The organism is Bradyrhizobium sp. BRP23 (assembly GCF_020194135.1).
GTDB lineage: Bacteria > Pseudomonadota > Alphaproteobacteria > Rhizobiales > Xanthobacteraceae > Bradyrhizobium > Bradyrhizobium yuanmingense.
Genome location: NZ_JADYVW010000007.1, coordinates 235,869 through 249,893 on the forward strand (window position 1 = coordinate 235,869; position 14,025 = coordinate 249,893).

Below are 14,025 nucleotides of genomic sequence, written 5' to 3' on the forward strand. Positions count from 1 at the left end.
AACGCTGGGCCTCAAACTGTGGAAGCAGAGGGAAAGCGCCTGCGCCAGCGGCCAAGTCCAACGGTATTTTTGACACGTGGATAGAGCCGGAGGCCGGCCGGCTCGGATTCAGGCAGCAGTTCGGGAATGACCCTCGTTTTGTGCGTGCGCTTTACAAGATCGGGCTCAACCTTATCGCAAGGCACTATGGCGTAGCCGAAGCAGCTGACACACGATACGAACATATTCGTGTGTTTGTATGGGGCCGACCTGACGCGCCAGCACCGCGTGCGGCGAGGGACACAACTCAAACCTTGGGACCTGTTACGAGTGCGTCCACTCCGATCGCAAAAGACGGACGTGATTTTCCGGTGTTTAGCGTAACGATCCTTGGTCTGATGTTCTTGATCGACATGTCACCGCAGCAGCCGGGCCTTCGTGATTTGGAAGCCGCGGCGGCTCTCCGTAATGAACCGCTCGTTTTTCTGCCGCCAAGACGGCCGTTATCAAGTTGCTGAACTTCCAGGCTGGCTGCAGCCGTTTTCACTCGCCCTAACCGTATTGGGCGCCTTGAAGGATTATGGCAAATCTCGAAGCTGGCAATGCGATGGCGCGCAATCCAGCGAAACTTCTTGAGCTCGATGCAGTGCATACCGACACTACCGCTTGCCGTAACGACGCCTCAAGAGCGCCAAACATTGCCGCATCGTTTGCTCGTCCTTTGTGTGGACGGTCGGAGAGACTAGGCCGGGCAGCTCGGGATCGCCGGCTGTCATGTAGAGGCGAAGCATATCGGGCCGCGGAAGCAGCTTGGATGCTTCTCGCTCCAGCTCATCCACCCATTTCGCTTTCTTGATCAACTCTGCTTGAAAGCTGCGCAGCAGACGGGTTGCAATTTCGAGATACCCTCCAGATCGTGCAGCGGCTTCGCGCGGCGACATCCCGTCGAGGTTCGAGTGTGGTGCCTCTAGCCAATTCGAATGGGCATCGCCGATCCACGATATTGAAAGAGCCGTGATTGTCTCCAGCCGCTCCAAACGCTGCAGTCGCTCTGCTTCCTCCTCTTGGGCCTTGCGCTGGGCGGCCCGGCTGTCGTGGATCGAGCGCATCGTCTTAAGCACGCCGCGAACCGGCAGCCCAAGATCGTGGGCCTCCTGCTCAGATTCATCTTTGAGAACTGCAAGCGTGGTCGCGAGAGCTCCTTTCAACGCCTGCCAAGCAGCATCGCCCTTGATAGCGATTTGCTTCAGGGATTGCTGGCCATCCGGCGCGTGCTCCATCCAGGATGCGACTTCGAAGCCCTGTCGCTCAACATCGGATCCAAGGAGGGCTATGCTTTCGCCGAGACCTTTCAGAGATGCTAGCCGAGCCGCCAGCTGTGCAGCCTCTCGATCGGCACGATCTTGCTCAATACGGCGCTGATGCAATTCGGCGGATCGCCGCTGCGTCTGCTTCCATGCCCAGCCCGTATCTTCGACTACTCCCTTGACAGCAAGATATCGCAGGAACTTGACCACGGCCCGTTCGGCACCGCCCTTAGGAAGGTTAGCGTCCACCAGAAGCGAGTCCTCGTTCTGGCTGCGGCTAGCGAACTCTTCCGTGATCCAACCGCGCGTACGGAATTCTCCGATCACGGAGAACGGGGTGACGCCACCGAAACGCGGCACCATGTCACAAAGGATGCCAGCCTGCCATACCTTGGGATGAACCGTGAAATATCCCTCTCCCACGGACGGTCCGTCGAGGAGCTCGGCATCTCCCGCCGCAGCAACAGCTCGTACTTGGGGCGAGTGCTGCCAGGCATAGCCTAATGCCTTTCGTCGGGCGGAAGCGTAGGCTGCTTTGACCTTCTCGATCTGGTTTCGACGCCTCTCTTCCGCCGCAGCTGCTTCCTGTCCAGCTATTCGCTCCAGTTCATTTCTAACGTGAGCGGCCCTGCGATTGTAGATCCATTCGCGCGGAGCCGATGTTAGAATTGCCTCGTCGAGGCCAGCTATCGTCGTGTCTCGGGACAGCGCGGACAGATCAATTTCGACTGCCGAGATGCCCGCAGCCGCGATCTTCGTTCGCTTCTCCGGGCCACAGCGATGCGTCACATAGACCTCGACCTGCATTCGATCATCGCCTTTTCGCAGGATTACGTCCGGAATGGTTTCGCCGTCCATGGTCTCCAGCATAGCTGAGTCAAAGACGAAAGTCTTTGCTTGACGAATTGTCCTGGTGCGCGCGCCGTACGTGGCCTGCACGGGAGGAAGGACGAGGCTTTTGCGGCTATTGAGCAGTTGCTCAGCATAGTGGTGAAGCGCCGTCATATTGCCGTGCTTGCAGCTAGGGGCGATACCTGCAGCCCGCTCCGCCGCCGTGAGTGGCGCATGCGCGAAGTGATGGGCGATGTCACCGTCAGGCTTTCGCGCGACGAGCTTTCGACCGCAATTTTTGGCCGGACACTGACACCCACATGACGAGCCACGCGATGCCTGCGAAATGTGAATGATCTCCCCGTCCCACCGCTTGCCAAAGGCAAGCCTCACGCCGTCGCGGGCGAAGAAGGCGTGGCCAATTTTGGACAATGCAGCCAACGGATCCATGGCGTCGCCATTAATTGCAGCGAGTTGCTTTTTCTCGACTTATCGTTCAGTGGCTTCGTCGCTGGCGAGAAAGTCGCGAAGCTGAACCAGCTTCTGCAAGAGCTCGTCGAACGCGTAAATCTGAACGTCCTTCATGCTACGGCGGAATAATTCCAAACACTTCTGCTCGGCTTTTCCTTCCGGGGTTTTCCCCGCAACAACCACGCAATCAACGGAGTAAGATACTATGTTGGCGATCTCACTTGCATCCTTGATCTGCGCGATATTCTTTTGGAATTGATAGCGTTGGTCGAGAACTTGGGCAACCGAACCCACAAGATCGCCCGAAGCTGGATAGACGCCGCCGCGAAATTCCCTTCCGAGCAGCTGAGTGTGCGGTGTCTTGATTTCGACCAACGCCACATTGTTGGTTCCTTCATTCTTGACGAGAAAGTCGGCGATCTTTCCGCCTCGTCCAGTCAAAGCCGCCCCTCCCACATGAGCCTGTCCAAGCACCTCCACGATCGGATAGCCAAACAGCAACGACAATATGAACGGGTTCGAAGCAAATAGCTTCTGCCAAGCGCTCTCGGGCAGCTTCTTGTCGATCATTTCCCGAAACCGCTCGATTAGAACATCGAGGCTAACGAGCTCGATATCGCGTTGAAGTCCATACAACACATCGGGCGTTTCGGTCGCGATCGTCGGAGCGCTCGAGCGAATTGCAGCGACCATGCCGACCCGATCGCGTTTTGAGAGCTCGGACTTAGAGTAATCGCGACCAACCAGCAAATTGGAGATTGTGTCTTTCTTGAGCGCTCGCCGCTTTTCCGGGAATCGCTCAGGGTCCAGCGTTGTCAACAGGGCATTATGGGATTTGATCGCCCTGTCTATTCGTCCCTCGCGTTGATACCCTCGTGTGATACGCGCCAACGATAAGCGCAGTGTTTCGAATTCGCGGTAAGCGAGATGAAAACACGCGCCGTCGAGGCGGGTCACCCCTCGCTTTGTGATGATTAGGCTTGTGACGTCGTCGAGCTCCTCGATACTGTCAACGATTGAACTATATTCTTTTGGAAATCCAAGGCCAGCTTCGATATTCTTGATCAAGCCGGTAGGAAGTTGGAAGAGCACATCGTGTATGGCGTGTTCATCCTCGGGTAGCTCGAAATCAAAACCTTCCAGGACGATCTCTTCAAGCTGGCCGTACTTCGCTTCAAAATATCGCTCGGACGGATATGTGATAATGGGTCGAATGATAATTGTCGACTTAGTGGCATCGAACCAAATGACATCCTTGCTGGGCAGCGGGTTCGGGACCGGCTCATCCGGCTTGAGAGATTGGTAAATGCCAGGATCGGCTTCGCAATGGACTGCGATGCATCCTGGATGAATCTCTCTTAGACTCAGTTTCACGACATCCCCCAATTTGTCCGCCGCCTGGCAGTCCCAGGGTTTCAGCCCGCTCGTCGAGCGACGGCAATCCGAAGCTGTTACTTCTGCGATCCCGCTGTGTTCCGAAGACGGTGCTTGGCGTCGGGCGCTCGAGCTGATTCGCTAAGTTTCGTCCAATCGTCCGGCGGGTTGCCGCGCTTCAGCATCTTCCGGAACACGGCGTAGGCATCATTGGCGCTCTCGTAGGCGCGCAGCGTCGAGTCATCATTGACCCAAGCCAGCACAATGACCTTGGCGTCAGCGGATCGCTGGTAGCGAAAAAATAGTCGATACTGCTGCAGAAATTTCGCACGGAACCAGTGCTTATGTTCATCGCCCAGCGTGGCGCCCTGACGATAGATGTCCCGGGTTGGATCGCCGGGAATATCCTCGAATGCGACCTTCAGCACCGCCGCAAGGAGCTTTGCGGCGCGCTTCTTCTTATAGTCCTTTGGATCCTTTTTGCGCGCTCGCTCGACTTTTTCGATCATCGCCTCGAGTTGATCGAGGAAAAGCGGGTGCGCATAGATTTTCCAACCATTGATTTCGACGGTGTCGTCGCTCACCCTTCGTCATCCGGGAGCGTTGCGTCGAGATCGACCTTGACACCCTTGACCAAGCCCTTTCCTCGCGCAACCAGCGACTTCGGCACCGATCGAATTCGCGCTGGCTCATGAGCCATGTCACGTGCCAAGAATTCGAGGAACGTGCCTATCACAGGGTCGGCTTCGGCTTCACGCCTCTGCTTCTTCGCGATGACGACAGTGCCGTCAGCGAGGCCACGGAACACGACCTGGTCACGCTTGCCGAGAGCCAGCATCTTACGGATAGCGGCCGGCACAGTCGTCTGGCCGCGCTCGGTGATGGTGGCGGGGATTTCGAGGATTTCAGCCGTCTTGGCCATGACCCGCTCCTTGCATCTCAATATCATCCGATGTAATGCATTTGCATTGTAAGTCAAGTTCATCTCGGCTGGTGTGGCTGGCCGACGGCGGCGGAATTCTGCCCGTTCGGTGCGTATTCCCCTGACGAACGAGCAGAAAGAACGCCCAATGGCGCTGATCCGTGTGCTTGAGATTGAGAATTTTCGAGCGGTGAAGACGCTTCGCTGGGTACCTGGTCCTGGGATAAATTGCCTGATCGGACCAGGCGACAGCGGCAAGTCGACGATTCTTGATGCCATCGATCTTTGCCTCGGCGCGCGCCGATCGCTTTCCTTCACTGACGCCGATTTCCACGCTCTTGATTTCGGCCGCGCGATCCGCATTGCGGTGACACTTGGCGCTCTCGATGACCCCCTGAAGAACATGGACGCGTATGGCGACTTCCTCGTGGGCTTCGATGCAGCCACCGGGTTGGTGGAACCGGAACCCGGTGCCGGGCTCGAAACCGCCCTGACCCTCCAGCTCACAGTTCAGGACGACCTCGAGCCGGAATGGACGCTTGTCTCGCCGCGTGCCCAGGCTTCAGGTCGGGTCCGCAATCTTAACTGGGCCGATCGCACGCATATAGCTCCAGCCAGACTCGGCGTCACGGGGGGCATGCATCTGACGTGGCGGAGAGGGTCTGTGCTGACCAAGCTGACAGACGGCAAGGCGGACGCATCAAAGGAGCTGACACGGGCAGCTCGTGAGATGCGCGACGCCTTTGACCAAAAGGAACTCGAAGAGCTCGCGGAGCCTCTCAAACTCGTCACGGCAGCGGCAGGCGATATGGGCGTCCCCGTCGGAAAGGCCGTGCAGGCGTTGATCGATGCCGGTTCGGTCACTTTCACAGGCGGCACCATCTCGCTTCATGATGAAGGGGGTGTGCCGCTACGGGCTCTCGGGCTTGGTTCGTCGCGGCTGCTGATCGCCGCCCTGCAGCGGAAGGCGGCCGAGATGGCGACGACGTTTCTGATCGACGAACTGGAATATGGGCTCGAGCCGCACCGAATCATTCGCCTGCTCGGCGCGCTGGGCGCAAAGGAAGACTTGCCCCCGCTACAGGTTTTTGCCACAAGCCACTCGCCGATTGCCGTGACCGAGCTCAACGCCCACCAGCTTCATATCGTCCGCAGGAATGGCGGGCAGCATACCGTCCGCTGTGCCAGCGACGCCGGGAACGTACAGGGCACGATCCGCGCCCACGCCCATGCGCTGCTCGCCTCCTCGATTGTGGTGTGCGAGGGCGGAAGCGAAATCGGCTTGATGCGCGGTCTGGATCAGCACTTCACTGCTGCCGGCGAAAAATCGCATGCAGCTTGTGGTGCAACTTTGGTGAACGGCAACGGCGATGAAACCTTCAGCCGCGCCATCGCTCTGCAGTCTCTGGGCTACCGAACAGCGATCCTGCGAGACAGCGACAAACCCGCCCCACCGGGTGCCGAAGCTGCCTTTGTTGCTGGCGGCGGCAAGGTGTTCGCATGGGGCGGCGGTCGTGCCCTCGAACAGGAACTGTTCGCCGCACTCCCGAACGGGCCCGCGAGCCAACTCCTGAATCTCGCCATTGAGGTGAAAGACCGCGCGTTGATTGAAGCGCATGTCAAAACAATTTCCAGCGGCACAAGGACGCTCCACGATCTGGAAACCGAGGCGCTCTTTGGCAGCCTCAGCCCCGCCAGCCGTGCCCTTCTCGGGGACGCGGCGGCGCGCTTCGGTTGGCTAAAGACCATCACCACGATGGAAACGGCGGGGCAGCGTATTGTCGGTCCCGCCTACGATGAGGCCGATGCCAGCCTTACAAACGTCATGGATGGCGTTCTCGACTGGGTCGCAGATGACGGCCGCTGAAATCGACCTGCGCACGATAGGCCGTGGGCTGGTGATAGCCCCGGCCGGCTGCGGCAAGACCCAGCTCATCAGCGATGCTCTGGCAAGGCATGACGGGCCAAAGCCAATCTTGGTGCTGACACACACCAATGCGGGGGTCGCAGCGCTCCGCGGCCGCCTCGATAGAGCAGGTGTAAAGCCAAGCTCCTACCGGGCTGCAACGCTCGACGGCTTCGCGATCCGGCTCATTTCGACGTTTCCTCAGCGAGCCGGGCACGATCCGCGAATCGTAACAGCCGCCCGGCCGAATTATGAAGCCATTCGTGACGCGGCAGCGCGGCTTGTTGCTGCCGGGCATCTTTATGACATTCTCGCGGCCAGTTTCGCGCAACTATTTGTAGATGAGTACCAGGACTGCTCGATCCGCCAGCACGCCCTTGTAACCTGGTTGGCTCAAAGTCTGCCCACAGCCATCGTTGGAGATCCGTTCCAGGCCATCTTTGGATTCGGCGCTGATCCGCTGGCAGATTGGCAGAAGGACGTACTCTCGTTCTTTCCGAAAGTGCGAGAACTTGCCACGCCGTGGAGGTGGAACAACGCAGGCGCGCACGATCTGGGTCAATGGTTGCTATCGATACGACCCGACCTTGCGGCAGGCAAACCAATCGATCTTCGGAACGCACCCGGCAGCGTGCAGTGGGTTCAGCTCGATGGCCGCCAGGACGATGCCCTGCGGCAGGCTGCGGCCGCGGTCGCCGCGCCAGGCGACACGAAGGTTTTGATCATCGGCGACAGCACGGACCCTCGGGGACAGCAACGTTTCGCCCGCCAAGTCGAAGGAGCCGTGACGGTCGAGGCTGTGGACCTGCGCGACCTTACGGATTTTGGGAGTGCCCTCGACCTTGCGAGACCCGAAGCGCTCTCCACCGTGGCCCATTTTGCGGAGAGCTTGATGAGCGCCTTTTCCGCAGACGACCTAGTACGGTCGGTTGCGGCAGCCCGTACCGGGAATCTGGGACGACCTCTGTCCGGTATCGAGCAAGCGGGCATGAGTTTTGAAGCGTCGCGGTCGCTTGCAGATGTCGCAGATCTCCTTTCCGCCATCAATCGCGCCGGTGGAGTTCGATGTTACCGTCCTGCAGTGCTGGCGGCCGCACAGCGGGCTCTGCAACTTGCAACCTCTCCCGACGGGCCATCGTTTCGAGAGGCGACGGTGACGATCCGAGAATACTCTCGGCTCATCGGCCGGCCGCTCGCCAAGCGTTCCGTCGGAAGTACCTTGCTACTCAAAGGTCTCGAAGCCGACATCTCGGTCATTCTCAATGGGAGCGCTCTCAACGCGCGCAATCTCTACGTCGCAATGAGCCGTGGCTCGCGCCGAGTCGTGGTTTGCTCTCCATCGCCAATTCTCAATCCGCCCTGGTAAGCCGCGCTACGGAGGTTCGACCCACGAAACTTGTGCTGCGGACATGTAGACGATAGCGCCTCGCTCGGCCCCTGTGACGCTCAGATAGTCGCGCAGTTGCGCCACATGTGCACTGTGTGCCGCCGCCGTGGGGTTTACGTCGGACTTCCAGTCGATGACGAGTGCGATGCGCTCTCCCTCGATTGCGGCAGCATCCGCACGACCCGCAAGATAACGCGGCGGGTTTGCCGCCCAGAGCGGAACTTCGGGCACCAGTAGCGCGAGGAAGGGCGCGAGCTCCGGCAGGGCCAATGTGCGCAGCGCCACCTCGGCCATCTCGACCGCGTCTGGCCTTTCGGCATCCGTCGCGTCATCGGATTGTAGTTGAGCAAGCAACTCGGTCGCGCGAAGAGTAGCCCCTTCACGAACTTGCTCAAGTTCCCCCGTGAGTAGCTCTTCCATAAGCTTGTGCAGGATCGTACCCCGGAGGGCGCCCGCTCCTACAATCCGCGCCGTCACGTCGGTCGCCGGATCGACTACGAATGCATCAACAAGGTCGGCGCTGCGATCAGCATCGCGGTCGCTCGGACGGTCCCATACAATCGGCGGCGAAGCAGCCACCAATCGCTGGTTTTCTGCTGCAAATATCGCCACTGTCTGATCGTTGGCCATGGATTGCGACGCGCTCATAACAGGCTCGGGCAACGCGTCAGCTCGGATCTCGGAAAGTCGCTTCTGCCCCAGATTCATCACCCGCGACCACGATCGCGAGGGAGCGCCAGGCAGATCAGGGATCACCAAGAGATCTCGGGCGCGCGTCGTTGCGACGTACCAGAGCCGCTCGCGTTGCCGCGCTTCGCGAAATTCCTCCTCTTCACGGGCGGTAACCAGTTCGGGCGGCTCGATCCCTCCGACGATCCAGTGAATTGTATCGTCTGATTGCCTATAGACGAACTGATCCTGGGGCTTGAACTGCGTCGACGAATTCACGGTGATCACCACGGGCCATTCCAGCCCCTTGGCGCTGTGCATGGTGACGATCTCCACCGAGTCCTCGGACGCATCGACTCTCCCTTCTGAATGCCGGCGCTTGCTCTGCCATCCTCGCTGGAGATCGAGCGCGAACGCGCGCAGTCCGGCAACATTGTAGGGTCTGGCGAGTTCGACGATGGCATCAAGGTTTGCGAGCGCGCGCGCGTTGCGCTGGCCATGCCTAGCCGCCATGATCACTCTCAGTTTCAGGCGCTCGATTGCGAAGGCGATGAGCTGCATCGGCGTGAGTTCGGCGGCAAGGCGATGCAGCGCCTGGAGCTTCAACAGAACATCCTTTGCGAGGGGGTTGACGACCTCGTCCGCTGAGGTCCGCAACTGAAAGCGCCGGCGCCCATCTTGGTCGGGTGAGAGAGCCGCCGTAATATCAAGCAAGTCTTCATCGGTGAGTCCGACAGCCGGACCTCGCATTAGCGCGCCGAAAGCCAGAGTGTCGAGCGGATCCGACAGCGCGCGAACCAGGACGAGCATGTCCTGAAGCTCCTGGCGCCGGAAGAGCGCGTGACCTGCCTGGGAGGCGACCGCGATGCGGTGCGCTTCGAGAGCGCGTTCGTAACGCCAGAGATCGGTGTGTGTAGGAGCAAGCAGCGCTATGTCGCCTGCACGCAAGTATCGCTCAGTTCCATCCGGATGATGGATCTTCAGGGCGCCGATCAGGCGCGCGCACAGGCTGGCAACAGCTTCCGCCTCCGCTTCGCGCTGTTCCTCCGCGTTGGCATCACGCGGAACATGGATCGTCAGCTTCGCCGCCGCACTGATCGGCAGTGGCGGGAGCATAAGGGTCGGCGCGAGCGGGACGAAACCCGGTTGTCCCGCCCCTCCAAGAACGTCACTGAACACGTGGTTGACGTGCGTGATGACGTCCGGCCGGGATCTGAAGTTCGCGGTGATAGAAAGTACGCAGCCGTTGCCGGCTGTTCCAAGTACGGACTTCGCGAGGGCGTAAGACTCAACGTCAGCACCGCGAAATCGATAGATTGCTTGTTTGGGGTCTCCTACCAAAAAGAGCGCTCCTGGCCGCAAGCTTGCGCTGCTCCAAGTCGCCGGCTGCGAACGCGCAGCGAGGCAGAAAACGATTTCCGCCTGCACGGGATCGGTATCCTGGAATTCATCGACGAGCAGGTAGGCATACCGGCCGGCGAGCCAAGCGCGAATTTCGGGGTTCTCGCAAACAAGCGCCCGCGCCTGACGTAGCAAGTCGTCGAAATCGAGAACGGCCGCTTCTCGCTTGCGCCGGTCGTAGGCCTCGATCACCCCGGTTAGATGCGCATCCAGTTCATGCGCCAGACCTTGCGCAATGCAGCCAATCAACGTTCGATACGCGGCGCGAACCGTCTCGAAGTGTTCGACCGCTTCATTTGCGCGACGCCGTCCATCCGTCTCGCCAAGACTCTGCTTCCAAGCGCGCATCCTGTCATAAGCCAGCAAGTCGATGCTTCTTTGCCGCATCATGCCGATACGGGGCGGCTGGGTCAGGCGCCACAACGCGGAGAAGCCCGCGGTGGCGTGATCGCCGGCGAAGAACGAAGAAAGACGTTCAAGATCCGCGATGAGACCTGCCGTCCACGTATCTCCTGGTCCCGCGACATGCCAGCGGGCAAAGGCAGAGACGGCTTCCGCGAACGTTTTGTCCGGGCGAGTTGAGAAATCCGGCGCCGGCACGGTCGCGCTGCGATGCTCTCGCCGGAGGATGGCAAGTTCGCGGACCCGCTCGACTACCCCCAACGGGTCATCCTTGGCAAGGACACCGATGGGACCGCCGTCTGTTTCGTCAGGCACCAACCTCTCCTTCAGCCAAGTCGCGAGCACTTCGTCAAAGAGTGCATTGGCAATGATCGCGTCCACAACACGCGAACCAGGATCGAGGCCCACTTCTATCCCGTGCGAACGAAGAATTCCTTGGCAAAACCCATGGATGGTCGTGGCAGTGATTTCTCCGATGCGTGGCGCGGCCTCATCAAGATGCGCGCGCTCCGCTAGGTCTAACGGCAGTGAGAGAATTCCGGCGAGTGCGGGCGGCGTCCTTCCATGGCGAAGCTCCTCGACCGTCCAGCGTATCCGTGCCTCCAACTCGCTCGCCGCCGGTTCGGTGAAGGTGATGGCTGCAATTTTTGAAGGATCAACCCCGCTTGCGATCATCATCGCGACGCGCGCGGCCATCAATGACGTCTTGCCAGTGCCCGCCGCAGCCTCGACCAGCATGTTGGTCTCAAAATCAGTGAGCGCGCGTCTGCGGGCATCGAGATCAGGTACGCTCACGGGCTACTCCAAAGTTTGTCTAGCGCGCTGTTCACCCCAGCAAATAGACGACGCTTTACGCGACGGTAAGCATCAAGCTCAGCTGGCAGGGCGATAGCAAGCGGATCAAAGAATACAGGCGCAGGTCCTGGCGCAATCTGGCCGTTGCGTTGCAGTTGAACGCCTGAGGCCGTGAATGCAACCGCCTGGTCAATCGCCTTCTCAAGTTCCTCGTTCGTAAGGCTTAGCGTCCGCGCCGGCTCGTGCTTTAGATAAGTCAGCTGCGAGCTCACGCTCCGAACATCAGCAAGGAGAGACCGCACGGCGAGGCCGTAAAAGACGCGCTGGAGTTCTGCGCCACGATCGAACACGACTGGCTTCTTCCGCTCCGGCGCCGCCCCAACCTTATAGTCCGTGACGACTGCCGCGCCGCGTGCCGCGTCTTCATCAAGTCGATCAATTCGTCCACGGAAGACAATTCCGGTCTTTCCGATCTGGACCGGCGAGAGCGTGGTCCACGGATGAGCTCCTTTATCGGGCTCGCCAAACGAAAGCTCGGTCCAGCTCCTGCCGCGCGGTTCGTCGATTGCATCTTTGAGTCCTCGCAGCGCTCTCTCGCGTGCCATCTCCACTGTGTGGCGCCAGAGAAGGCCCGGTGGAACGGCTCTGGTGAGAGGCCAGCTTTCGGTAAGACTGTCCACCTCTCGATCTAGGGCAATCTCAATCTCATCGATATTTTTGGGCGCGCCAATCCGCAACACGCCCGCAATAAGAGCGTGAACGAGCTCGCCGAAAGCGCGATGGGTTAGAGCGAGGGGCTGGGGGTCTAGATTCGGCTCACGCCAGTGCAGGGCGTACTCCCAGACGAACCCCAACGGATCGCATAGAAGTCGATGGAGAGAGGTCGTGGATTGGACTTCAGCAAGGGCATCGACAACGAGCGGGTGGTTGGCACGAACCTTCCCGTCATGAGCCGTGTGTTGCTCACCATCCCACCATGCGCGCCAACAGGCACGACTTGCACGCACTTGGGGATCCTTGCCCGCATCGACGGGCCGGGCGTAGAGCCGATCGCTTTCGCTGAAAGCATGCGGGGGTATCGCGCTCCGCCCGATGATGCGCTCTGCTTTTCTCGGCCACAACGTACTGGCTGCTTGCAGCGATCCAGTCGCACTCCTATAGGCGCGTGACAGCGAGTAGTTGGTCGATTGGCCGACGATGATGTCATGCATCATCCGGTCCATTTCTGCTGCTTCAGCGGACGGAAGTCGTAATTGCCCAAGCAGATGTTGTGGTAGCAACGGGTTCTCGTTCGACCGTCTGGGCCACGCGTTCGCATCCAGCCCGACGAGGCGAATATATGCGCGCGGGGCCGCCGCCAAGTGACGGGCGGGTCCCCACGCGATAGAATTTCCCGGCTCGCGTCCGTCGGCAACGCGCAGAGCCTGCAGGGAGAGCTCGATTGCCTGTGGGGGCGCCATGCGCAAAGCATCCCGCCACAGGCTCAGCGCCTGCCCCTTCAAAAGACGGCGCCCTACTCCCTCTGACAATGCAATCCCGCCGGCCAAGTCTTCGAGAATCGGCAACAATGTCCGTTCCGTAAGGTCACCATTTGCCCGTTCGTCTCGAGTTTGCTCCAGAGCATGACGCCAAAGCGTCGGACTTGTCAGCGCCGCGCTTCGCCGCAAGCCCTTAGCCCAGTCACTGGGCAACTTATCCTTGGCTGGGCCGCGCGGCAGCCGGGCAAATAGGAGCCTCACACGTTCCTGAGACAGCCCGCGTAGCAGGATGTCCGCGAGTGCAGCGCAGGCCTGCCCTTCACGGGTCGCTAGCGCCGGAATGCCGTGCGTGAAATGCACGGGCATCCCTGCCTCACGCGAGAGAACCAGAAACGCATCGTCCCAAGCCGACGGCGAGGCAGCCGAAATGGCGACCTCGTGGGGCGCGGCTTTTCCGTCCGCCACAAGCGCGCGCGCCCAACGCAAAGATTCCCGCACTTCGTTTCGCGGATCGGCACAGAGGTCTGCAGAGCCAAGCAATGCTGTGCCGGATGGACGCGTTTGGATGTCCCCAGAGAACCAGTCGCGCCGGCTGTGCTGCGATGCAATCCATCGCACCGGTACGACATCGCAAAGCGCATGGATGAGCGGATACCAAACGGCCTGGATATTAGCGACGTCTTGAATAGTGACGGCGCCGAGTACTTTGGGAGCGAAACGAATTCGCGCCAAGGCAGCTCTGACCAAATCGGGAGGCGTCAGCATTCCAGACGGCAGTTCCTCTCGGACGCGGCGTTCGAGCAACACAAAGTCCCTAAGGCGGGCATTGTCGGGCAAAGAAGCCGGGGCCTCCATGTCCCACCAGTCCCGGAGCGCCGATAGCGCAGCCGCGGGCATCCCCGGCAGTTCGGCAACCTTGCCAATGTCCTCGTATCCGCCCACCTCGAGCCCCTGCCTGATAGCCAGGTACAAGACCTCGTGCGAGGCTGGCGAAACGAAGCCGCCGGCAAGGCGTGCGGCGAGAAGCGGCAGCGTCAGGACTTGCCGACCCGTGGCCCCTTCGCGAGCCGCATCAAGGCGCCGCATTCGCAGTGCTAAAGGCC

Annotated in this window: 8 protein-coding genes; 2 read left to right on the forward strand and 6 right to left on the reverse strand. The window is 60.1% G+C overall.

What is annotated here, in order from left to right:
* Positions 1–638 precede the first annotated feature (638 nt).
* From I6F24_RS20965 to I6F24_RS20980, 4 genes are all read right to left on the reverse strand, one after another.
* Positions 639–2,567 carry a hypothetical protein gene (locus I6F24_RS20965; protein WP_225128662.1) on the reverse strand — a complete coding sequence of 643 codons (1,929 nt, stop codon included), beginning with the start codon at positions 2,565–2,567 and terminating at the stop codon, positions 639–641.
* A gap of 39 nt (positions 2,568–2,606) precedes the next feature.
* Positions 2,607–3,962: a Shedu immune nuclease family protein gene (locus I6F24_RS20970; protein ID WP_225128663.1), complete on the reverse strand. Its 1,356-nt coding sequence runs from the start codon at positions 3,960–3,962 to the stop codon at positions 2,607–2,609.
* Positions 3,963–4,039: 77 nt separating this feature from the next.
* Positions 4,040–4,546, reverse strand: coding sequence for a type II toxin-antitoxin system YhaV family toxin (locus tag I6F24_RS20975; protein ID WP_225128664.1), 507 nt, complete (start codon positions 4,544–4,546; stop codon positions 4,040–4,042).
* Positions 4,543–4,884 carry a type II toxin-antitoxin system PrlF family antitoxin gene (locus I6F24_RS20980; protein ID WP_225128665.1) on the reverse strand — a complete coding sequence of 114 codons (342 nt, stop codon included), beginning with the start codon at positions 4,882–4,884 and terminating at the stop codon, positions 4,543–4,545. The genes I6F24_RS20975 and I6F24_RS20980 overlap by 4 nt, the downstream gene beginning before the upstream one ends.
* Positions 4,885–5,032: 148 nt before the next feature.
* Here I6F24_RS20980 and I6F24_RS20985 point away from each other — a divergent pair, with 148 nt between their 5' ends.
* Together I6F24_RS20985 and I6F24_RS20990 are read left to right on the forward strand one after the other, a co-directional pair.
* Positions 5,033–6,751: an ATP-binding protein gene (locus I6F24_RS20985; RefSeq protein ID WP_225128667.1), complete on the forward strand. Its 1,719-nt coding sequence runs from the start codon at positions 5,033–5,035 to the stop codon at positions 6,749–6,751.
* Positions 6,738–8,156 (forward strand): UvrD-helicase domain-containing protein, encoded by a 1,419-nt coding sequence (locus I6F24_RS20990; RefSeq protein WP_225128669.1) that lies wholly within the window; start codon positions 6,738–6,740, stop codon positions 8,154–8,156. The genes I6F24_RS20985 and I6F24_RS20990 overlap by 14 nt, the downstream gene beginning before the upstream one ends.
* 6 nt (positions 8,157–8,162) lie before the next feature.
* Here I6F24_RS20990 and I6F24_RS37795 read toward each other — a convergent pair whose 3' ends face one another.
* Positions 8,163–11,444: a UvrD-helicase domain-containing protein gene (locus I6F24_RS37795; RefSeq protein ID WP_225128670.1), complete on the reverse strand. Its 3,282-nt coding sequence runs from the start codon at positions 11,442–11,444 to the stop codon at positions 8,163–8,165.
* A complete protein-coding gene (locus I6F24_RS21000; RefSeq protein ID WP_225128671.1) occupies positions 11,441–13,894 on the reverse strand; it encodes a PD-(D/E)XK nuclease family protein in 2,454 nt (817 codons plus the stop codon). Before I6F24_RS21000 ends, I6F24_RS37795 begins: the two co-directional genes overlap by 4 nt.
* Positions 13,895–14,025 lie beyond the last annotated feature (131 nt).

Coding starts and splice junctions, on each gene's coding strand:
- I6F24_RS20980 (WP_225128665.1), bottom strand. CDS start 4,884: ATGGCCAAGACGGCTGAAATCCTCGAAATCCCCGCCACCATCACCGAG.
- I6F24_RS20965 (WP_225128662.1), bottom strand. CDS start 2,567: ATGGATCCGTTGGCTGCATTGTCCAAAATTGGCCACGCCTTCTTCGCC.
- I6F24_RS20990 (WP_225128669.1), top strand. CDS start 6,738: ATGACGGCCGCTGAAATCGACCTGCGCACGATAGGCCGTGGGCTGGTG.
- I6F24_RS20985 (WP_225128667.1), top strand. CDS start 5,033: ATGGCGCTGATCCGTGTGCTTGAGATTGAGAATTTTCGAGCGGTGAAG.